This window comes from Niabella insulisoli, from assembly GCF_039652435.2.
Classification (GTDB): domain Bacteria; phylum Bacteroidota; class Bacteroidia; order Chitinophagales; family Chitinophagaceae; genus Niabella; species Niabella insulamsoli.
In genome coordinates, this window is record NZ_CP190246.1 from 515,845 (window position 1) to 537,920 (window position 22,076).

18 protein-coding genes are annotated in these 22,076 nt (G+C 43.9%); 9 read left to right on the forward strand and 9 right to left on the reverse strand.

Annotation, left to right across the window (positions count from 1 at the left end; translation table 11 throughout):
• Window positions 1-5 precede the first annotated feature (5 nt).
• Entirely contained in the window at window positions 6-3,149 is a 3,144-nt protein-coding gene (locus tag ABDK00_RS02195; RefSeq protein WP_346237869.1) for a SusC/RagA family TonB-linked outer membrane protein, read from the reverse strand.
• Between the two features lie 296 nt (window positions 3,150-3,445).
• On the opposite strand from ABDK00_RS02195, the gene ABDK00_RS02200 reads away from it, so the two are divergent.
• Window positions 3,446-4,042, forward strand: a complete 597-nt coding sequence (locus ABDK00_RS02200; RefSeq protein WP_346237870.1) for a TetR family transcriptional regulator C-terminal domain-containing protein — start codon at window positions 3,446-3,448, stop codon at window positions 4,040-4,042.
• On the opposite strand, the gene ABDK00_RS02205 is transcribed toward ABDK00_RS02200, so the two are convergent.
• Both ABDK00_RS02205 and ABDK00_RS02210 read right to left on the reverse strand, forming a co-directional pair.
• Window positions 4,035-4,331, reverse strand: a complete 297-nt coding sequence (locus ABDK00_RS02205) for a CBU_0592 family membrane protein (protein WP_346237871.1) — start codon at window positions 4,329-4,331, stop codon at window positions 4,035-4,037. The genes ABDK00_RS02200 and ABDK00_RS02205 overlap by 8 nt on opposite strands.
• A 7-nt stretch (window positions 4,332-4,338) precedes the next feature.
• Complete coding sequence (locus ABDK00_RS02210; protein WP_346237872.1) at window positions 4,339-5,988, reverse strand: ABC transporter substrate-binding protein; 1,650 nt, start codon at window positions 5,986-5,988, stop codon at window positions 4,339-4,341.
• A gap of 136 nt (window positions 5,989-6,124) precedes the next feature.
• On the opposite strand from ABDK00_RS02210, the gene ABDK00_RS02215 reads away from it, so the two are divergent.
• The 3 genes from ABDK00_RS02215 (at window position 6,125) to ABDK00_RS02225 (ending at window position 11,616) form a co-directional block, all read left to right on the forward strand.
• Complete coding sequence (locus tag ABDK00_RS02215) at window positions 6,125-7,765, forward strand: M1 family metallopeptidase (protein ID WP_346237873.1); 1,641 nt, start codon at window positions 6,125-6,127, stop codon at window positions 7,763-7,765.
• Window positions 7,766-7,819: 54 nt separating this feature from the next.
• Window positions 7,820-9,334, forward strand: coding sequence for a lipopolysaccharide biosynthesis protein (locus ABDK00_RS02220; protein ID WP_346237874.1), 1,515 nt, complete (start codon window positions 7,820-7,822; stop codon window positions 9,332-9,334).
• A gap of 98 nt (window positions 9,335-9,432) precedes the next feature.
• On the forward strand, window positions 9,433-11,616 hold the full coding sequence (locus ABDK00_RS02225) for a S9 family peptidase (protein ID WP_346237875.1): 2,184 nt from the start codon (window positions 9,433-9,435) through the stop codon (window positions 11,614-11,616).
• Between the two features lie 39 nt (window positions 11,617-11,655).
• Here ABDK00_RS02225 and ABDK00_RS02230 read toward each other — a convergent pair whose 3' ends face one another.
• The 4 genes from ABDK00_RS02230 to mutY all read right to left on the reverse strand — a co-directional run bounded on the left by ABDK00_RS02230 (window position 11,656) and on the right by mutY (window position 15,360).
• The gene (locus ABDK00_RS02230; protein WP_346237876.1) at window positions 11,656-12,246 is read right to left on the reverse strand and encodes a DUF3109 family protein; all 591 of its coding nucleotides are present in this window, start codon (window positions 12,244-12,246) and stop codon (window positions 11,656-11,658) included.
• 37 nt (window positions 12,247-12,283) lie between these two features.
• The gene (gene gldE, locus ABDK00_RS02235) at window positions 12,284-13,627 is read right to left on the reverse strand and encodes a gliding motility-associated protein GldE (RefSeq protein ID WP_346237877.1); all 1,344 of its coding nucleotides are present in this window, start codon (window positions 13,625-13,627) and stop codon (window positions 12,284-12,286) included.
• A gap of 51 nt (window positions 13,628-13,678) precedes the next feature.
• Entirely contained in the window at window positions 13,679-14,104 is a 426-nt protein-coding gene (locus tag ABDK00_RS02240; RefSeq protein WP_346237878.1) for a single-stranded DNA-binding protein, read from the reverse strand.
• Window positions 14,105-14,265: 161 nt separating this feature from the next.
• The gene (mutY, locus tag ABDK00_RS02245) at window positions 14,266-15,360 is read right to left on the reverse strand and encodes an A/G-specific adenine glycosylase (protein WP_346237879.1); all 1,095 of its coding nucleotides are present in this window, start codon (window positions 15,358-15,360) and stop codon (window positions 14,266-14,268) included.
• A gap of 123 nt (window positions 15,361-15,483) precedes the next feature.
• Between mutY and ABDK00_RS02250 the strand changes: the two genes are divergently transcribed.
• From ABDK00_RS02250 to ABDK00_RS02260, 3 genes are all read left to right on the forward strand, one after another.
• On the forward strand, window positions 15,484-15,807 hold the full coding sequence (locus ABDK00_RS02250; RefSeq protein WP_346237880.1) for an HU family DNA-binding protein: 324 nt from the start codon (window positions 15,484-15,486) through the stop codon (window positions 15,805-15,807).
• Window positions 15,808-15,908: 101 nt separating this feature from the next.
• The gene (locus ABDK00_RS02255; RefSeq protein WP_346237881.1) at window positions 15,909-16,790 is read left to right on the forward strand and encodes a tetratricopeptide repeat protein; all 882 of its coding nucleotides are present in this window, start codon (window positions 15,909-15,911) and stop codon (window positions 16,788-16,790) included.
• Between the two features lie 322 nt (window positions 16,791-17,112).
• Window positions 17,113-18,660, forward strand: a complete 1,548-nt coding sequence (locus ABDK00_RS02260) for an Rne/Rng family ribonuclease (RefSeq protein WP_346237882.1) — start codon at window positions 17,113-17,115, stop codon at window positions 18,658-18,660.
• Window positions 18,661-18,690: 30 nt separating this feature from the next.
• On the opposite strand, the gene ABDK00_RS02265 is transcribed toward ABDK00_RS02260, so the two are convergent.
• Entirely contained in the window at window positions 18,691-18,933 is a 243-nt protein-coding gene (locus ABDK00_RS02265) for a hypothetical protein (protein WP_346237883.1), read from the reverse strand.
• A gap of 98 nt (window positions 18,934-19,031) precedes the next feature.
• Here ABDK00_RS02265 and ABDK00_RS02270 point away from each other — a divergent pair, with 98 nt between their 5' ends.
• On the forward strand, window positions 19,032-20,144 hold the full coding sequence (locus ABDK00_RS02270; RefSeq protein WP_346237884.1) for a glycosyltransferase: 1,113 nt from the start codon (window positions 19,032-19,034) through the stop codon (window positions 20,142-20,144).
• Here the strand turns inward: ABDK00_RS02270 and ABDK00_RS02275 are convergent.
• Entirely contained in the window at window positions 20,141-21,070 is a 930-nt protein-coding gene (locus tag ABDK00_RS02275) for a DUF3078 domain-containing protein (RefSeq protein ID WP_346237885.1), read from the reverse strand. The two genes, ABDK00_RS02270 and ABDK00_RS02275, sit on opposite strands and share 4 nt — an antisense overlap.
• Before the next feature lie 527 nt (window positions 21,071-21,597).
• On the opposite strand from ABDK00_RS02275, the gene ABDK00_RS02280 reads away from it, so the two are divergent.
• Window positions 21,598-22,071, forward strand: coding sequence for an Lrp/AsnC ligand binding domain-containing protein (locus ABDK00_RS02280; RefSeq protein ID WP_346237886.1), 474 nt, complete (start codon window positions 21,598-21,600; stop codon window positions 22,069-22,071).
• The last annotated feature ends 5 nt before the right edge of the window (window positions 22,072-22,076 follow it).

Sequence of the window (22,076 nt, forward strand, 5' to 3'; positions counted from 1 at the left end):
ATCTTTTAAAATTTAAGATTGAGGTTAAATCCGATACTTCTCACCGAGGGGGTTTGAAGATTGTCTGATTCAGCGTCGGGATCTACGTTAGGGAGTTTCGAAAGAATGAAAAGGTTGTTCCCAATAAATGAAAGGGAGGCTCCTTTAAAGACGCCGCCAACCCAGGCCGAGGGTAAATTATAAGTTACAACCAATTCGCGCATTTTTAGATAGCTGCCGCTGTAATAGAAATAATTATTCAATGCGTGCCCCGCATCGCTTTGCATAAAAGAGATATAGTTTACGGCAGTTTTGTTTTCCTCATATACGCGGGTATCTGAAACGACCTCTCCGCGGCGGTCGTAAACTACTGCGCCTTCCTTAACAACAACTCCCGGCGCGATATAGGTGTTTTTGCCCGCTATAGCGTCGTCGCGAAATGAATTGGCCGTTTCTACGGCAGCGCCGCCCCACCACATTTTCTGGTTGGTCGTCGAGTAGATTAAACCGCCCAACCTTCCGTCGAAGGAAAAACTCAACCCAATATTTTTATAGTTGAATGCGTTTTGCCATCCGTAGATCCACTTGCTGTCGCCGTATCCAAAAAAATGAGGGTTAGCATCAAAAGCCAAAGACCCGTTGGTATTGAAAATCGGGCGGCCATCTGCGGTTTGCGAGTAGGTGGTGAAAATGCGATCCGTGCGGTCGCCTTCTTTTATATTGCCCACAAAGCCTTCAGCGCCGGGCGCCGTGGCCTCTTTGAGCCAAAGATGGCTATTGCTAAAGTTGAAAGTGGTTTGCCATTTAAAATCTGCATTGGTTATGGGTGTGCCGCTCACCACAAATTCCCAGCCTTTTCGCAGGTAAACGTTGGCGTTTTGAATCACACCCGTATATCCGCTGGCCTGTGACTGCGGCACCGTAGTGAAGCCGTTATATTCTTTATTTCTGAAGTAAGTTGCATCGATATTAATACGGTTGCGCAGCAGGCCCGCTACAATGCCAAATTCTGCAGATTCGACTGTGCTGGGTATCAACTCGGGCGTAATAGATGAGCCGGGCCATACCACCGACGGCACGTTGTTCCATTTTGTGCCGATCGAATAAGTAAGAATATGGGCATAAGGGTTTTGCGCCTCCACAAAACCGGTGTTCACGCGGGCCCATGAACTGCGGGCTTTTAAAAATGAGATCACTTCCGGCAGTTGTACCGCATCGGAGATTACCGCCGACAGTCCCGCAGATGGATAGAAGTAAGCATTATTATTTACCGGCAGCGTAGAGGATTTGTCGTAGCGGCCCGTGAAATTGGCATAAAGAAATTTGAAGGCTTCAATATCGAGCGTTCCGTAAGCGCTGGCTGTGCGGCGCTCTTGTAGCGTGTTGCTGCCCGTCAGCGGGTTGGTTGTATTGCTGAGATTGTAAAATTCAGGAATCGTCAAACCGTCGGTTGCCGAAGAAGCGCTTTTTAGATTGCGATAGGCATTTGCGCCGCCGAGGCTGGCGTTGACAGCGAAACTGCTGCTGAAGCGGTGATTATAATTTAGGATCAGGTCTGATGTAATATCAAAATAGTTTGTATTTGTAACACTATAATTGCCCTTGGAAATAAAACTATAGTTAACGTAGCTATACGGTTCTTTTACGTCCGAATTTTCGGAATATTGGTTGAAACCGTTTCTGAATTTCAAAGAAAGATCATTGTTGAACTTATAATCAAAAGTGAGCTGGCCAAAGGCATTATTCTTCTTATAGCCATTCAGCAATTCATGCGCGACAAAATAGGGATTATTATACCAGGATACATTATAATTCCGCTGCTGCAATCCTTCCTTACCAGGCACCCAGTAGTTTTTTAGATCTGTGATATCCACGTCTGTTCCTATCCATAAAATAAGATTGTAAAGGATATTGGGCGGCCCGTATCCAATTGTCGGGTAGTTGTCAGCATATTCCCTGTTGTATGTGAGTTTGGCATCGACAGTTAATTTTTTAGTCAGGTCATAATTGCCACCAATAGAGAAAGAAGAATTGTTGACCCCGGTGTTGGGCACTACTCCTTTTTGATATATATGTCCCGCCGAAAGGCGATAAGATCCCTTTTCGTTTCCGGCCGAAGCCGACACGGTGTTAGTGGAAAGAATGCCCGTTTCAAAAAAGTTCCGGATATTATCTTTTCCGCGCGATACCCATGGAATCGGTTTGTAGTTGCCGGTCGTACTGGTGCCGTCCGGGAAAGTTACCGTGTACGATTGGTCGGGCGTATAGGGACTGTTGTATTGAGGCAACTCTACAAATCCGCTGGCAGTATTAGGATCCTTTTGATCCAGCTTCGGCCCCCAAAGCCAGCCTCCGCCCTCAATGCCGCTTCCCGAACCATTGATGTAGGCGTATTTGCCGGCATCGCCGCCGCCATACTGTGACTGCACTTCGGGTATCACCGTATAGCTGCCCTGAAACATAGTTGATGAGTTTACCTCCACGCTTACCGTCCCCTTTTTTCCGCGTTTGGTCGTGTACATGATAGCGCCGTTGATGCCCAATTGGCCATACAAAGCACCGGCGGCCGGCCCTTTCAAAACGGTGATGCTTTCGATATCATCCGCATTGATTTTATACGGATCGGCATTGGGATCGGGAATGCCGTCAATAACGATAAGCGGCGTTTTCCCCCGCAATTCGATGGCCGGATTTCGAAAAAGGTCAGTTGTGTTACTGATATTGAGCCCGGCCACTTTCCCCACCAGCGACCCGATCGCCGTGGGGGTTTTTGTTTTTTCGAGCGTTTCACCTTTGACTTCCTGAACAGCGTAGCCCAGCGCTTTTTGTTGTTTTTTAATGCCCAGCGCCGTTGTAACGACTACTTCAGCGAGGTCGGTGCTGGCGGCATCTGCAAGATAAATGTTAAGCTGGGAGCTGCTGGGCACGACCTCCTGCGAAGAAAATCCGGCGGCCGTAAAAATCAGTGTTGCTCCATTCGCAATGGTGATAGAATAAGCGCCGTTACTGTTGCTCTGCACAAAATTCTGCGTGCTTTTCTCCTGAATCGTCACGCCGGTTAAAATGCTGCTATCCCGCGCTGACCGGACGGTTCCTGAAACCGTAAGGTTTTGAGCGAAGATGGTGCTGCCGCAGGCAATAAGCAGGCAGACTAAAAGGGATTTCCTCATAATGCTGGTTTTATTCATTAAAAAAGGGATTAACTAATGATAGATTTATCGTAGAGGTTGAGTAATTGTGTTTATGGCGATCGGAGGGCGCGCCGTTTTACAAATCAAAAATATATGGCGATACAATACTAAAAAAATATTTTGAATGAACGTTCAATTAATTTATTATTATTTTTATGTTACCACGTTTTTTGTGCGTCGAAAGAACTTATATTTAAATTTGATTCCGGCAGCTGCCGCCCGTTGCAGCGTCAGGAAGGAAATTTTTGTTTGTTTAGAAATCAAAATTGATAGGTATGGGAAGGCGAAGCTTAAAGGATGCCCGACAAAAGGAGATCATAGAAGTTTTTTATAAGATTGCGAAGCAGGAAGGATTAGAGAATGCGTCGCTTGCGAAGACGGCCGAGCTGGCGGGGATCAACCCCAGTTTAATTATCCATTATTTTAAAAGCCGCGAGCAATTGGTAAATGGGCTTATTGAATTTATTCTTGATAAGTATCTGCAAATATTTACGGTTCCGGAAGGTTGGGAAAAAAATCCTAAAGCTACCCTCCTGAAAATAATCGACAATGTGTTTTCGAAGAAATGGAACGTGTTATTTGACGATAGTGTTTCCTACAGTTGTTATGCACTGGCGCTGCGGCACGAAGCCATTGCTACCCGCTACCGGCAGCTGCTGGAAACATTGCGCAGCAATCTCGAACAATATATAAGGGCCTGCAAAAAAGAAGGTTCGCTCAATGTTTCCCAGCCGGCAGTTACCGCCGACCTTATTTTCGTGTTAGTGGATGGCGCGTATTATTATTTAAGCCTGGTAAAAGATGAAAAAGAATACGCCGCAGGTTTAAAGCGTTATAAGAGACAAGCTTTGGCGTTGTTAAGTTTTACTTAGTCCGCTTCCACCTGATGGAAATGACTGCTATGACGGCTATAGAAAGCCAGGCCAGATTGCATATCAGGTTAGGCCCGTCCTTCATATAAAGCGCATGAATGATCAATCCCGCTGCGCCGGCCATATTTAACAGATGGTAAGCGGGTTTATTGGCTTTTACCTTATTGAAGCTAATGAGCAAATATGCAATAAGGTAAAATGCGGTGCCAATCCAACCTACGAGAAAAGAAACCTGTTCGCTGATAAACAGGATGCCTAGCGGTAGGGTCAAAGTTTGATGGTATGGCATAAAAGGTTCAGTTAATGCGGGTTCGGCGTAGCTCCAGCAGATTTAAAGCATTGGGCGGAAAACCACTTATGTTTTTTTGTACGAGATGAATCACTTTGTCATACCAAAGGGGCACGACGGGCGCGTCATCGATGGCGATCTGATCGGCCTTTCGGTAAAGCGCGTAACGTAAAGAGTCGTTAGTTTCTCTTATGGCCTGTTCAAACACTTTATCAAATTCCGGGTTGGCATACCTCGTATAGTTGGGCGGCGCCGGATTTTTTGAGTAGAATACGGAAAGATAATTTTCGGCATCGGGGTAGTCGGCGATCCAGCCGCCGCGGAAAAAAGCAGCTTTGGAGCCCGACGTCATTTCAAAAAGTAAAGACTTTTGCACGACTTCAACCTGCACCGGAATGCCAATTTCTTCCAATTGCTTGGCAATAAAATTTCCAAAATCTGCATAAATGGAAATCGTCAAAAGTTTGATTGGTTGAAGGCCTTTGCCATTAGGAAATCCGGCTTCTTTTAAAAGTTGTGAAGCTTTGTCAATATCATAATGATATCCCTGAACGATCGAATCGTTAAAAGAAGGCAACCCTTTTGGTACAAAGCCGCTTTCGGCCGGGGTGCCCAACGAGTTGCGTAAATACAAAATCATCTTTCTACGATCAAAACCATAGTTAATCGCCTGCCTTACTTTTTTAAACCGCAGCGGCGCATTTTTTACCAGATCGCTGGAGGGGTCGACCAGGAAACCCAGGTATTCAATATTCAGGTAGGGCTGTGTTTGCAACTCAATTTTATCTTTCCAAATATTTCGGAGAGTTCCTTTTTTAGTAAGCACTTCATCTTTAAAGCTGGGATCAAGTTCGTTGATAAAATCCAATTGCCCCTGCCGGAATAATAAAAATTCTGTAGCGCGGCTATCTTTAAAACTGATTTTGATACCGTCCAGATAAGGCAACCGGTTGCCCATGCTGTCCCGTTCGAAATAATTTTTGTGTTTGGAAAAAATCAAAGCCTGTCCTTCCTCCCACGCCACAAACTTAAAAGGACCGCTGCCAACAGGATGCCTGCGAAAATTTTGCCGGTACATTTCGACCGCTTCGGGAGCCACCACCGAGCAATATTGCATGGATAAAATGCCGAGCATGGGCTGATAGGGCCTTTGCAAGGTGAGCTGAAACGTGCTGTCGTTAAGCGCCTTGAAAGGCTGCAGGCTATCTGCTTTTTCGTTAAAGATCCATGCGCCGGGACTGGCGGTTTTAGGATCGATGATACGGGACAAACTAAATACGACATCGGACGCTTTCAGCCGGCGGCCCTTGCCTTCCGGGAAACAGGCATCGTCGTGAAAAAAAACATCGTGCCTTAAGTGAAAGGTGTAAATCCGCTTATCCTCAGAAATGTCCCACCGCGTTGCGAGTGATGGTTTGATGTTAAGACTGTCGTCAATTTCTACCAGCGTATTGAAAAGTTGATGGGCCGGCCACATGGTAGACTGGTTTTTAGCGAATGCCGGATCCAGCGACGCAATCCCGGTGTACTCATTGTAATGAAAAATTTGTAGATCAGATTTTTTGCGGCCGGTGCAGGAAAATAAAGCGGCTACAATGGCCATCAGGAAAACTACGGTTCGGATCCTGCGAAAGGAAACAGGAACAATGCGGATCACTTTTGGGTGGAATATTATAAAGCCGTTTATCAAGTTCTAAAAATGATTTACGATTGAACGGCTAAATTTACAGTTCAATTCGTAGTGTATGGTTAAAAATATTTTCAAGATAGGGGTTTTATTTTTTATCTGCTTTATGCATCAAACAGCGTCGGCGCAGCTTGGCACCAACAAGAAAGCTTTCTCGCGGCAGGATACACTTCGCGGCACATCTGGCCCGGCGCGGAACTGGTGGAATGTTCAGCGTTACGACATCAATGTTAAAGTTGATATACCTCAACGAAATATTTCAGGTTTTGTGGACATCACTTTTAAAGTGATCAAAAAAGGGGAGCGGATCATGCAAATCGACCTGCAGCAACCTATGGAATTGGAAAAAGCGGTTGGCCTGCCGAGCGGAAAAACGATCGCCTTTGAAAGGGAAGGAAACGTTTACTGGCTCGATGTCGGAACAGATATTCCCGCCAACGGTAAAATTAGGTTGCACTACTTGGGCCATCCAAAACAGGCCAAGCGCGCGCCCTGGGATGGCGGCTGGATATTTGCCAAAGATGCAAAGGGAAGAGACTGGATCAGCGTAGCTTGCCAGGGATTGGGTGCCAGCGTATGGTATCCCTGTAAAGATCACCAGAGCGACGAACCTGATAGCGGGGCTTCGCTGGCGATCACTGTTCCCGATACGCTGGTTGCCGTGGGGAATGGCAGGCTTCTGGGCAACAAATCCAATAACGACGGCACTGCCACCTGGACCTGGCAGGTTAAAAATCCCATTAACAATTATAATATCATACCCTACATTGGCAAGTATGTGAATTTTTCTGAAAAGATGAAAGGCCTCAACGGCGAGCTCGATCTTAGTTATTGGGTGTTGGATTATAATCTTGAAAAGGCGAAAAAGCAGTTTGCTGTAGTGCCATCAATGATGCGTTGCTTTGAAGACTGGATGGGCCCTTATCCTTTTTATGAAGACAGCTACAAGCTTATCGATGCGCCTCATTTGGGCATGGAACATCAAAGTGGCGTGGCTTATGGTAATAAGTACGGTATGGGTTATTTGGGAAAGGATCTAAGCGGCAGTGGATGGGGGTTGAAATTTGATTTTATTATTATTCATGAAAGCGGCCATGAATGGTTTGCTAATAATATTACTTCAAAAGATATTGCGGACATGTGGATTCACGAAAGCTTTACCAATTACACGGAAACCATGTTTGTAGAATGTCAATTTGGTAAACAGGCCGGCAGCGAGTATGTAATCGGAAGCAGAAAAAATATTGCTAACGATATTCCTATCATTGGCGTATATGGCGTGAACGAAGAGGGCAGCGGTGACATGTATTACAAAGGCGCCAATATGCTGCACACGATCCGGCAGGTGATTGGCGATCGGGCGTTTAAACAAATACTAAGAGGGCTGAACAAAAAATTTTATCATCAAACGGTTACCACCAGGCAGGTAGAAGAGTATATGAGCCAACAAAGTGGCACTGATCTGAGCAAAATTTTTGATCAGTATCTAAGAACCACAAAGATTCCTGAATTGCAATTTGAGGAAAAAGGCAAAACGTTTGTTTACAAATGGACGAATGTGGTCGATGGTTTTGATATGCCTGTACAACTAACTAATGGAAAGTGGCTCCACCCGACAACATCAGAAAAGAGTTTATCCTCTCTTGATGCAGGCGGAACCTATCCTGCTGTGAAGCGTGATTTCTATATCAATACTACATTTGTCAAAGATGTTAGCGCCTCGTCGGCTACTAATCCTCCAAAATGATTTATGTTTGACAATGGGTATAATAAATAATATAAAAAATCAGAAGCATTCATAATGAGTGGGAAAATAAGGCGGCAGAGCATTATATCTTCTTTGGTCATTTATATTGGCTTTGCCATCGGATTTTTAAACACTTTTTTTTTCGGTAAAGAGGGTTTTTTTTTAAGCGAGGAGTATGGCCTCGCCCAGCTTTTCGTAAAACTGTCTGCGCTGTTGGCTTCTCTCGGAACACTGGCCATGCCCAGCTATATCCTGAAATTTTACCCTTATTATCGCGACAGGCTCAAGCCCGATAAAAATGAAATGCTTACGCTGGCGCTGTTTGTAGGCGTTATTGGTTTTTTGATTGTATTCGCTTTTGGATATGTATTCGAACATATAGTTGTTCGAAAATACTCTGCCAATTCACCGCTATTTGTTGATTATTATTATTGGGTATATGCGTTAGGCTTTGGGTTATCGATTTATAATATTTTGGAAGCCTACTGCCAAAGCCTTCAACGGCCGGTGTTTGCCACTTTTGTAAAGGAAGTGGAATGGCGTGTTTTAGTGTTGATTTTAATTGTTCTTTATATAACTGGCGTCATCCGTGATTTCAGTTTGTTCATTAAATTATACGCACTTACTTATTGGGGTATTGCGATCACGATGTTTATTTACCTGATGTACATCGGCGCGATCAAATTTACTTTCAGGATTAGTTTTGTGACGAAGCGGATCAGAAAGATTTTAATGCGCTTTACGAGCTTTGTTTATTTCGCCTTGGTAATTTCCATGATCTCTCAGGTTTTTGATGGCCTCGTTATTGGTTCCGTTGTAGAAGATGGGCTCACCAACCTGGCTATTTTTTTTGTGGCAGAATTGATGACCAGCGTCATCCAGGCGCCGCAACGCAGTGTTGTCAATGTTTCCGTGGCGCATTTGGCCGAAGCGTGGAAGTATAAAGACCTGCCTAAAGTAAACCGGATTTATGTGAGGTCATCCATTAATCTTCTGATTGCGTCTTTGTTTTTGTTTTGCCTGATCGCACTAAACTTCGTCGATGCGATTTACTTTTTTGGGCTCAAGCCAGAATTTGCATTGGGCTTTACGGCTTTCGTTGTGATGGGCCTGACGAGAGTTGTCGATTTGGGAACCGGCGTAAATGCGCAGGTTATTGCTACTTCTAGGTATTGGCGTTTTGAACTTTGGAGCGGTATTATTTTATTGATCATTATGTTGCCGCTGTCTTATATTTTCACCAAATGGTATGGCATTGTGGGACCGCCGATTGCAGGTTTAATTTCGTACTCTGTTTACAATGGCATCCGCATTTATTTTTTATGGAAAAAGTTCCGGCTTTTTCCTTTCAGCGCTAAAACTATTTATAATATACTCCTCGCGGCCGTTGTATATGGCATTACCTATTTTGTTTTTAAAGATATGCAGGGCTTTTGGGCGCTGGCAGGAAGAAGCCTGCTCTTTGCGGCGCTCTACCTGCCCGGTGTCTTTTACCTGAAGTTATCGCCCGACGTTCAACCTGTTCTCGATTCGTTATTACAGCGTATTTCATTCCGAAAGAAAAAGTAAGATTTTGCTCAGATATTGTCGCACCGTTTATCAAATTCCCATTTGGAAATTATAAGCCAATCTGTACATTCGCAAATACGGTTTTTAAATGAACAGCTATGTTGAAAAAATATTATTGCTTTGTTTTTTGTGTATTGATTAGTGTATGCGCTCAGGCGCAACCTATTCATTGGTCGGCCGATGGCAATGCTTATTACAAGCAGGTGGCCGGCAGTATTTTGAAATACACGCTTCCTCAAAATACAAGCGAAGTGTATCTTTCAAGAGAAAAGCTCACACCCGCAGGAAGTGCCCGGCCTATTGATATGCGGAGTTTTGCTATCAGTGAAGATGGTTCGAAAATACTTATCTATAATAACGCAAAAAGGGTTTGGAGGCAGGATACAAGAGGCGACTACTGGCTTTATGATTTGAAATCCGGCAACTTAAAGCAATTGGGAAAGGGCAGGCCTTCCTCATCGCTGATGTTTGCAAAGCTATCGCCCGATCTTACGAAAGTGGCCTATGTTAGCGAATACAATCTATATGTAGAAGACTTGAAATCGGGCCTTATAACGGCGTTGACCACAAAGGGTGATAGAAAGCATATTAACGGAACTTTTGATTGGGCTTATGAAGAAGAATTTTTTTGCCGCGACGGTTTTCGCTGGTCACCCGACAGCAAAAAAATTGCCTACTGGCAAATCATCACCGGCGACACCAAAGTGTATCATATGGTGAATAACACCGACTCAATTTATCCAAAGCTGATTCCGATCGAATATCCTGTGGCCGGTGAAAAGCCATCCGTTTTTAAAATTGGTATAGTGGATCTTCAAAGCCAAAAAACTAATTGGATGAACGTGCCCGATGATGCCGTTTGGGGCGCTTATGTTCCGCGCATGGAGTGGACGCCTGATAATAAAGAATTGATAATCCAACATCTCAACAGAAGGCAAAACGAAACAAAGCTAATGGTTTGCAGCGCCGCATCGGGCGAAGCCAAAACTATTTATCAGGAGCGGGACAGCGCGTGGCTCGATATTTTGCCGCTCTGGGATGAAGATTACGCTAACGGAGGCTGGGACTGGCTTGATGAGGGAAAGACATTTTTATGGCCGTCTGAAAAAGATGGCTGGCGCCATTTATATAAGATCAGCCGCGAAGGTAAAAAGGAGACGCTTGTGACAAAAGGCAATTATGATGTGATGGATATTGCCGCTATTAATGAATCTGAAGGCTATATTTATTTTCATGCATCTCCAAAGAATGCCACACAAAAATACCTGTATCGAACCAGGCTAAATGGCAGCGGTAACATTGAATTGCTAACGCCTGAAAAATACGCGGGGACTAATAGTTATGATGTTTCCCCGAATGCGAAATATGCTGTTCATAATTTTTCAAACTATTATACGCGGCCGGCCACCGCATGGATTGAGCTTTCCGGTCATCAGCCCATAAATGAAAAAAATAAGATAGATGAAGCAATGGCGGCCGGGGCCAGGGCAAAGTCAAATGTTGAGTTTATTAAAATTACCACGGAGGACGGCGTTGAAATGGACGCGTGGATGGCGAAGCCCTATGAATTTGACAGTACAAAAAAATATCCAGTTGTTTTCTATGTTTACACGGAACCCTGGGGGCAAACGGTGAAAGACAGTTATGGTGCGGGCCGCAATTTTTTGTACAAAGGCGATATGGCGCGCGACGGATATATTTACGTATCGATCGACAGCCGCGGAACGCCTGTTCCAAAAGGAAGAACCTGGAGGAAGGCGTTGTATAAGAACATTGGCATCCTAAATATACACGACCAGGCCATGGCGGCAAAAGAATTGTTGAAACGCCCTTATATGGATGCGGATCGCGTGGCGGTATGGGGATGGAGCGGCGGTGGGTCGACCACGCTGAACCTGATGTTTCAGTTCCCGGAAATTTACAAAACCGGTATTGCCATTGCCGCGGTTGGTAATCAACGCACCTACGATAATATTTACCAGGAACGTTACTCGGGTATTCCCCAGCTTGATGAAACGCCCTATATAAAGGGCTCTCCGGTGACGCACGCTAAAAATCTAAAAGGAAATCTTTTGTATATACACGGAACGGGAGACGATAACGTGCATTATAATAATGCGGATATGTTGATCAACGAACTGATTAAATACAACAAACAATTTCAAATGATGAGCTATCCCAACCGGTCACACAGCATTTCGGAAGGAGAGGGCACATCGCAGCATCTGCAAACGCTGTTCACCAATTACCTGCAGCAATATTGCCCGCCCGGCGCTAAATAAAATTGGTTGTAAAATGAAGCGTTGAATTTATCCAAGATATCAGGGTTCATGTTGATGAGCGGCTACCGCTTGCTCCAGCACTTCGTAAAATGCAGCTCCGTATTTCCTTATCAGCGGCTCTTTTAAAAATTGATAAACGGGCACTTTTAGCTTTTCTCCCAGTTGGCAGGCCGGGCTGCAAAGTTGTTGTCGCGGTTCGTAATTCAGGCGTTCATAGTCGCCATGTTTGCCTTTGTAAGCGATGATAGGATAAAGATGGCAGCTGATCGGTTTTTTCCATTTTATCTTGCCGTCATTATAGGCCTGCTCAAACCCACATTTGATAAGGCCCGAAGGTTCGCGGTAAGCATACACACAAATTTCGTTATCGCTGGGCAGTGTAGGCGTCACCCATCCAAACTCTTCGTCATATTGATAGCGGCCTTTTTTCTCCACTTCTTCAATAGCTTCCGGCGTCATGTAAGACTTCACGATATCATAGTATTTATCGACTTCTTTCAACTCTTCCTTGCTCAAAGGCGCTCCGGCGTCGCCTTCTTCGCAACAGCCGCCTTTGCATTTTGTAAGGTCACATACAAATTGCGCTTCAACAATATCGTCGCTAATGATCTTGTTCTCGATGATTATCATGCTGCAAAATTAATACAGCGGCGTGAAGGTTGGTGTTTTATTGAAGCATAATTACGATTTGGGCTTTTTTAACCCTGTTGCGCTCTACCTCCAAAACGGTAAATTCAAAGTCGCCCGAGCGCACCACGCTGCCTTGGTTAGGCAATTCGCCCGAAATTTCATTGATAAGCCCACCCAAAGATTCATTTTCGCCCCGCACGTCATCGAAGGTTTCCACCGGCAAATGCATCGTTTTGCATACATCGCGAAGCATGGTACTGCCTTCAAAAATGTAGGTTTTTTCATCTACTTTTTTGTTGTTCAGTTCGTCTTCATCAAATTCATCTTTGATATCGCCGATCACTTCTTCCTGGATGTCTTCCATGGTGATAATGCCGCTGGTGCCGCCAAATTCGTCCACCACGATCGCAAAGTGCATGCGCTTTTTTTGAAACTCAAGCAACAGGTCTTCAATCAGTTTTGAATCGGGCACGAAATAAGGTGGCCGGATTACCGAATGCCAGTCAAAATTGTCTTCGTATAAATGCGGAATTAAGTCCTTCGTATTTAAAATGCCTTCAATTTCGTCCAGGTCGCCTTTGTAAACTGGCAGCCGGGAATACCGAACGTCTTTTATTTTTTCGATCAGTTGATCAAAAGTAGTTTCATATTCTATGCCGCTGACGTAGAGCCGGCTGCGCATGACTTTTTTAACCGATATTTTGCCAAACTTTACAATGCTTTTCATGATGTTTTTCTCTTCCGGAGAAACCTCATCATCTGTTTGAATATCGATAGCTTCGTCAAATTCCTGAAGGCTGTAGGCCTCTGCATTGTCGGTGCCTAAAATTTTACCCATCCCATCGGCAACGGTAACAATGCCGCGGCTGATGCGGCCCAGCGCCAAATGGATCATTTCAACAATAAACACCAACACCGGCCATTCGTAAGCAAAGCGTAAACTATTCTGCCGGGCCCAGACCCGCGGGAAAATTTCAAGAGGAAAAATAATGAAAAAGGCGATGAGCAGCCACTTTCCGGCGATCGAGTAAACACTGTGCAAATATTCCGGCGGCGTGTATTGATTGATAAGATAGTTCGTTAAAATGATCAAACAAATATTCAGTACGGTTTTCGAAATGATCATCGAGGCGTATACTTCTTTCGGCTCGTCTAGAAGATCGATAATACGCCGGGCTGCGGGCTGCTGCTTGGTTTTCAGCACGTCGATATCTTTTTCGCTAAGCGAAAAAATAGCAGCTTGCGATCCTGAAATTGAGAATGAAAGAAAAACCAGCAGCAATAAAATCACTACGAGAATGGTGCTGCTTTGCGCACTGGCCTGCAATTCAATTTGCAGGAAATTATTCAAATACAGATTGGTGACGACGGACGTGTACAAAACAGTAACGATTTGTGTTTTTTACTATATAACAGAGAAATATCAAATGAGCTAAAAGTTAATAGTATCTGAATCTTCGTCTTCGCCAGAGGGGCGTTCAACTTTGTTCGGATCCTGATCATCCTGCTCGTGGGCGAGGGCATCGGCTTTTTTATCAAGCATGATCAAATTTTCGCCAACTACTTCTGTAATGTATTTTTTTACACCATCTTTATCTTCCCAGCTACGCGTGCGTAGCCTTCCTTCAATATATACCAGGCTTGATTTGTGAAGAAATTTTTGTGCCAGATCAGCGAGCCCGCGCCATAAAACTACAGTGTGCCATTCGGTTTGCGAAACAAGTTTCCCTGTCCTGTCTTTAAAAGTTTCTGTCGTCGCCAATGGAAATTTTGCGACCGCGATATTCCCTTCAAGCAGTTGAACTTCCGGATCTTTTCCCAGGTTGCCGATCAACATAACACGGTTAACTCCTCTCATATTAATTATAAATTTTTCTTCTGTATGTGCGAACTAGGCTATTGTTGATCTAAAATTAATTTTTTTTAGCCACTTGAAGAAAATAAATGCAAAAATCAATCACCCGCTTTGCCGCTCATAGCCGCCAGGCGCGGCGCATGGCACCCATTCGTTGGCTGCGCTCAGGCGCTATATTCAGGATAATGGTCAGAGAAATAATCGTTTATAATACGAGGGAAGGAACGGTCTTGCATCTGTTGCCATGTCGACCATTCAAACTCCCCGAGGCCTTTTGGATTTTTTTCGACTTCACATTCGATAAAAAAAGCATGAATTGTTTGATGGGTTAGTTTCTGCGTGTATTTCTTTTTAATGACTTTTGTAACATCTCCTTCACGAATCCAATTTCTTTTCACGGCTGTTTCAATGGCTTTTTCAGGCGGTTCGATGCTGTCAAGTTCGATTATTGGAAATTCATGTAAATGCCGCCAGATATCTTTCTCCGCTCGCTCGCGGATTGCCACCACCGTCGAAAAGCGGATGAGGAAGAAATAAAAAAACCTGGTTCGTTGTTTCACTGTTTTTTCCTTAACAGGTAAAACCTGAACTTTTCCTTCCGCAAAAGCCCTGCAAGATTGATTCAATGCGCACAGGTGGCAATCTGGCGCAACGGGTTTGCAAACCGTCGCTCCAAAATCCATAATAGCCTGGTTGTACAAAGCCGCCTTTTTCTTATCGAGCGCCTGCCCGGCCATTTCCGCAAATTTCTTTCGCCCGGCAGTACTATCGATAGGCAGGTCGATGGCAAAAAACCTGGCGAGTACGCGAAACACGTTGCCATCAAGCACGGCGTAGGGGAGGTTGAAGGCAAAGGAGGCAATAGCAGCAGCGGTATAAGGGCCAACGCCTTTTAGTTGCAGCAGGCCTTCATAACTGTCGGGGAAAACGCCTTTTAATTCCGTATGTATAAATTTTGCGGTTGCTATCAGGTTGCGGCAGCGGGAGTAATAGCCCAGTCCTTCCCACAATTTGAACACTTTTTTTTCATCTGCTGTTGCCAAATCTTTCACGGTGGGAAACTGCTCAATAAAGTTGCAGTAATAACTTAAACCCTGCTCCACGCGCGTCTGCTGTAAAATGATTTCGCTCAGCCAGATTTTGTACGGATCTTTCTCAAATTTCCAGGGCATTTTCCGTTTATTGCGGTATCGGTTCCACTTTAACAGATTTTCTGAAAATTTATTGACAGTCAGATATTTATGTGTTAAATTGCTCAAAGTTTTTTAGGTATTTACAAGCGTAAACGAAGTTTGGATTAATAATTGTGTATAAGAGTTCTGTAAGTATGTATAACACACTGGATTACGATTCAGTTTTTTAGTTAAAATAATATTAAATCTATGCGAAAGGCAGACTTAGTAAATAAGATTTCGGATAAAACCGGAATACCGAAAGTAGACGTGTTGGTAACGCTTGAAACTATGTTTAAAGAAGTTAAGGATACCCTGGCTTCTGGCGAAAACATCTACATCCGCGGATTTGGTAGTTTTATAACCAAAAAAAGAGCTGCGAAGATCGGCCGCAATATTAAGAAAAACGTGGCGGTTCATATTCCCGAACATTATATTCCTGCGTTCAAACCAGCCAAAGAATTCAGCAGCGAGGTAAAAAAGTTGAAAGAGCCAAAAGCCGATGACGGCCCGGGTGAGGATGCTGAAGATTAGCCAAAACTAAAAATCAAGGCCTTTGCCTAAGGCCTTTCCACTCTTTTTTAAACAATTTATAGCATATTGGGGTTACCTTTGCAGTTCAAATTTTTTTCAATGTGAAGAAACCTCAATATTTAACTATTTTAGTAGCGGTTGTTGTCTTGTGTTTGATTTGGGCTTTTGGTAAAACAAAACCCGACGCTCACGAAGCTGGCAACCACGAAGGGCACCAGCACGACCAAAATCCGTCAACAGCTGCCGCTGACGTGGCAAATACTTCATTTTCAATTGATAGCGCACTGGGAGTGTTGAAAGAAAAGCTTTCGCAGGACGATGCTGCTGCGGTTTCCAAGCTTGAATCTGCGGCTTCCGCCGAAACCGACAATAGCCAAAAATTACACCATTATCACCAGCTTTCGCAGTTCTGGAAAGACAAGGGAAAGGCATTTATTCCCTACGCCTGGTACACCTCTGAAAGTGCACGGTTGGAAAATTCAGAAAAAAACCTCAATTTTGCAGGCCATTTGTTTTTAAACAATCTTCAGAATGTTGAAAACGGAGATGTTGCAAAATGGATGGCGCTTCAGGCAAAGGATTTGTTTGAGAGGTCTTTGAAGATAAATGCTGATAATGATTCGGCGAAAGTGGGGCTGGGAGCTACCTATTTATTTGGCGGCATTTCAAATGCGCCAATGGAAGGAATCAGCAAAATCAGGGAAGTAGTGGAGAAGGATAGCACCAATATATACGCGCAGATGACGCTGGCAATGGGTTCGCTGATGAGCGGGCAAACGGACAAGGCGAAAGCGCGGCTGCAAACCGTAACACAATTAGATCCTAAAAATCTTCAGGCGATACTGCTGCTCGCTGATGTTTATGAAAAACAACAGCAAAAGCAGGATGCGATCAAATATTATCAGCAGGCGCTGCCGCTTGTAAAAGAGCATCCTGAAATGGAAGCCGAACTTAAAAAAAGAATTAAGGCCTTAAAAAGCTGAATTAACTATTATAATTAACAAGAATTAAATTATTTAACTATGCCTTGTGGTAAAAAAAGAAAACGTCATAAAATTGCAACTCACAAACGCAAAAAAAGACTTAGAAAAAACCGTCATAAAAAGAAATAAGCTTTTCTTTCTATAAAATATTCTACATAGAACCCCGTAGATTTTTCTCGGGGTTTTATGTAATATATTCGTTTTCGGATACTTTATCGTTATATGCATTTTCCAGCCTTTAATGCCATATACTTTTTTGCCTGCATTTAAATAACGCATAAAGTAGGTTTACCTTTAAGGCCTAGTTCATGTTCACTATGTAATGAATAAAGAAATTGTAATTAATGCCGCTCCCACCGGCGTAGAAATAGCTTTGTTGGAAGACAAAAAGCTGGTGGAGTTGCATAGCGAAAAAAGTGATGCCCGCTTTGCTGTAGGAGATTTGTATCTTGGCAAAGTAAAAAGGCTTATGCCGGGGCTCAATGCAGCTTTCATAGACGTTGGTTTTGAGAAAGATGCATTTTTACATTATACCGATTTAAGCCCCTATGCCAAATCGCTGCTGAAGTTTACCAACCTTGCTATGTCAGCCACCGATGCCAACCCCATCGATTTTTCAAAATTCCAGGTAGAACCCGAAATTGTAAAAACCGGCAAGATCAGTGAAGTCATGGGTGGCAGGCCTCATGTTTTGGTGCAGATATTAAAAGAGCCTATTGCTGCGAAAGGTCCGAGATTAAGTTGCGAGTTATCGCTACCGGGCCGTTTCGTGGTTATTACGCCGTTTAATAATATTGTTGCTGTTTCTAAAAAGATCCATTCCTCTGAAGAGCGGAAACGTTTACAACGCATAATTGAAGCAGTAAAGCCAAAAAACTTCGGTGTGATTGTGCGTACGGCAGCCGAGGGAAAGAATACGGCAGAGCTCTATGAAGACCTGGGGAACCTGGTTAATATCTGGAAAACAGTGCAGCAAAATTTGCGGGGTGCCGTTGCGCCGTCTAAAATTTTCAGCGAGCAAAACAAAACCAACAGTATTCTGCGCGATTTATTGAGCGCTGACTACAACCGGATTGTTACCAACGACAAAAATATTTTTACCGAAACAAAGAGTTATATCCAGCGTATAGCCCCGGAGAAAGCTGAAATAGTAAACCAGGCGCAGGGAAATGTTTTTGATACGCTCGGCATTACGAAGCAGGTAAAAGGTTCTTTTGGGAAAACTGTTACCTTAACCAGCGGCGCCTATCTGATTATAGAACATACCGAAGCCCTGCATGTGATCGATGTAAACAGCGGTTATAAGAACGTAGGAAACAATCAGGAGCAAAACGCATTGGAAACTAACCTGGAAGCGGCTGCCGAAATTGCCAGGCAACTAAGGCTCAGGGATATTGGAGGCATTATTGTCGTAGATTTTATCGATATGAAGCTGGCTGAAAATAAGAAAAAGCTTTACGATAAGATGGACGAGGTGATGACGGCCGACAGGGCGAAGCACTCGGTATTGCCCATTTCGAAGTTTGGTTTGATGCAGATTACAAGGCAACGGATGCGCCCCGAAGTGAATATCAATACACAGGAAATGTGCCCGAGCTGCAACGGCAGCGGGAAAATATCATCTACCCTCGTATTGGAAGATGAGATTGAAAAGAACTTAAACTACCTGATCACTCACAAACATAAAAACCTGAAATTGGTAGTGCATCCCATTATGCACGCTTATCTGACAAAGGGTCTTTGGTTTAGCAATAAAGTGGCGAAATGGAATAAGAAATTTGGCCAAAAAACCAGATTGGAAAAAGACACTTCCTACCAACTAACAGAATATCACTTCTTTGATGCTAACGACGACGAAATAAAATTTTAATTGAAAAAGCCCCTCAAAAAAGGGGCTTTTTTAGTTCTTATTAAGTAAAAATCGGAAGGGCCTGAGCCGCTCACGGCTCGCGGCTGCCATTATTTTATTTTTGTTGGAAGTGATTTTATAACGGGTAACCAATTCATGTGCGCGGCAAAAGCCGTCTACGTTGTCAACATAGCCGATCAGATCATTGAGGTATTCAACGCGGGTATCAATGGCGTCGGGGCTTACCTGTTCGTTTTTTATGACCAATATGATATCGCGGCGATATTTATTCATTACAAGGCAATAGTAGAAAGTGTAATAGTAAATTTACTTTATTTTACAATTAATTCATCTTAAAAGTTGAATTTTATATTTTTTTTATTCAGCGCCTCATGAATGCGATCTCCCCACTTAAAATTCTCGTTGCTCCTTTAGATTGGGGATTGGGGCATACCACCCGGTGTGTGCCGGTGATAGAAGAATTAAAAAGACAGGGCGCCACGGTTATTTTAGCGGGCAACAAAGAGCAGCAGGCGCTTCTCGCGCCCCTATTCCCAAATTGCAGGTTTTTGCCATTGGAAGGCTACCGGGTGCGCTACAGTAAATCGGGCGGCGGATTTTTTTTAAAAATGCTAAGGCAGGCGCCACGCATTCTTGCAGCTATCAGGCGCGAAAACAAATGGCTGCGGCGGATTGTCGACGAATTGAAAATAGACGGCGTGATCAGTGACAACCGCTTTGGACTGTATGCCCCCGGCCTTCCCTGCGCTTTTATCACTCACCAATTGCAGCTCCAAACTAAAGGCGGCCGTCTTTCAGCCGTATTGGCAAGGCGCATGAATTACCGATATATCCATAGATTTTCTACCTGTTGGATCCCAGATTTCCCCGGCCTCGCGAATTTGGCCGGATCGCTGTCTCACCCTGACATTATGCCTGGGATTGTTTGCCGGTATATTGGGGCGTTATCGCGAATAGAACTTACTCCACATGTTGAAAAAAACGAGCGCAAGATCGTTTTCCTGCTGTCAGGCCCCGAACCGCAAAGAACGATTTTTGAACAAAAAATCATCAGCCAGATCGGCAAGCTCGACTATCATCCCGTAATCGTCAGAGGCGTACCCTTAGAAACGGAAATGCCTGCGGTGAAAAATGCCACGATTTTTAACCATCTTTCTAAAAGCGAATTATCCACGCTGTTGCAGGAGGCGGCTTTTGTCGTTTGCAGAAGCGGCTATAGTTCCGTGATGGACATCAACCAGATAAGAGCCAGGTCGATCCTGGTACCCACGCCCGGCCAAACCGAGCAGTTATACCTCGGAGACTACCTGATGAAAAAAGGGTTTGCCTTAATGGGTAACCAGGAAGATCTCGATTTGCCGGCCTTAATAAATCGCGCTGTGCAGTTCGATTACGACGGATTTGTAAATACGGATGATAGTCTCTTGCGTGAGGCAGTCGGCCAGTTTTTGCAATTATGCAATGCACCCGTCTCCCCGTCTTAAAACTTCACTAAAAAACCTAATCCCAGCATTGATTTGATTTGAGTGGCTGGTGAAGTATTATTGGGCCCGAATAATCTCGCGTCGTCATCGTAGATCATATCAAGGCTATAAGTGACGGTGAGAAATTTGGCCAGTTTCATGTTGATCAGGTTCGTCCAATACAAGTCGATATTTTTGGGCTTTTCGAGATAATTAGCGTAAAGGTCGAGCTTGCTTTTATAGGAAAACATCTTATTAATTTCTTTCAGGTAATTCAACGAAGCAAAAGCGCCGAATTCTGTTTTAACATGCTTGCCCATGTCTACGCCATAAGCGCCCGCGGCTGATAGCGAATCGTTGTTGACGATCGTCCAACGCACCGTAGCCGGCGACAAGAACGCTGAAAATTCTTTATTGGGTTTCCACTCGAAGCCCGGGCTGAGCAAAACGTAGGCGGGCGAAAGAAAATTGGAGCTGAGGGTGCGGTTCCCGTCATCTTCATAGGTATAACCTTTAAAAAGCTGCGACCTGAAATTAAATAAGGCGCCGACATTCCACTTCGACCCGATCGCGTACCCGTATTTAGACACCAGGTCAACCCGGTCGTCGTTTTTTCGGCTGCCCAAAGATGTGGTGTTGATATAACCCAAATTTATATCCAGAGAATTATCCCAGCTGTGCTTGTCTTTTTTGTAAAATGCGTATAAACTAAGATTACCATTAACAGCGAGTGAGAATTTATCGCCACCGGCAGCCCAATTGCTGAGCGAGCCCTGCGCTACATTTAAACCTACAAACCCTCCTGTTTTCCAAACTTTGTTGGTAGTGTCATTTGGATCTTTGGTGATCGTTCTTTGCGATTCTTTTTTCAGGTTCTGAACCGTTTTGTCCTGAGCGGCTAATTGCAGGCAAACGAATGTCAGCCCGAGCATCATCATTTTTTTCATATTGATTGATAGTGGTTTGCTACAAAAATAGCAGGTATGGCCTAACTATTATGAATAAAAAAATTATATTTGAAAGCCTGGTGAGTGGTTAGTGTTTTGGCTGTGAGTGAAAGGTAGTTCTTGATAATGCAGGTTTCGGGAGACCTCGGCATATTGTAAAAACAAAAAAACCTTTCCGCAAAGCGAAAAGGTTTTTTAAAAGCTGTAGGGGGAGGGGTCGAACCTCCACGAGGCGGTTAGCCGCAACACAAAGTTAGTGGTCAATCCTGGTCGGCCTGACGGTCGGCTCTATGCTGTGTTTATCCCGGGCTCCTCACCCTCGAGACAAGAGGGCATGTCTGCCAAAAATTTCATCACCCCACAATTTTAAAGATCTTGAACTGAATCTACTTTCAGTCGTTGATAAAACAAAAGTAAAGATTATGGCATATTCCTTCCAAATGTTTTAATAAAAAATTTTAAAATATAGTATTTATTTAATAAATTGCTCTATACATTAGATTTTATCAAATTTAAGCTGCTGAATTATGAATTCTAAATCAACGCTCGACCGCCTCGATTTGCAAATTATCGAACACATGATGGACGATGCAGAAATATCTTATGCCGATTTGGGGAAGAAATTATTTGTTTCCGGGGGTACCATCCACGTCCGGATAAAAAAGCTGCAAAAGGACGGCGTTGTAAAAGGAACCCGGCTCAATCCTGACTTAAAATTGCTGGGCTATGATGTTATTGCCTTTATTGGCATTTACCTGAAAGAAAGTTCCTTATATGATTCGGTGGCAAAAGAACTGCACAAAATAAAGGAGATCGTCCGCCTGAATTACACGACCGGCAATTACAGCATGTTTGCGGAAATTGTTTGTAAAGATATTTCTGAGCTGCGCATCGTGTTGCATGAAAAATTACAGAAAATAAAAGGTATTGAACGTACAGAAACGCTGATTTCTCTGGAAGAAAGCTTTTCGCGCAGTGTCCGCGTGTTGGATGAACCTTAATAAAG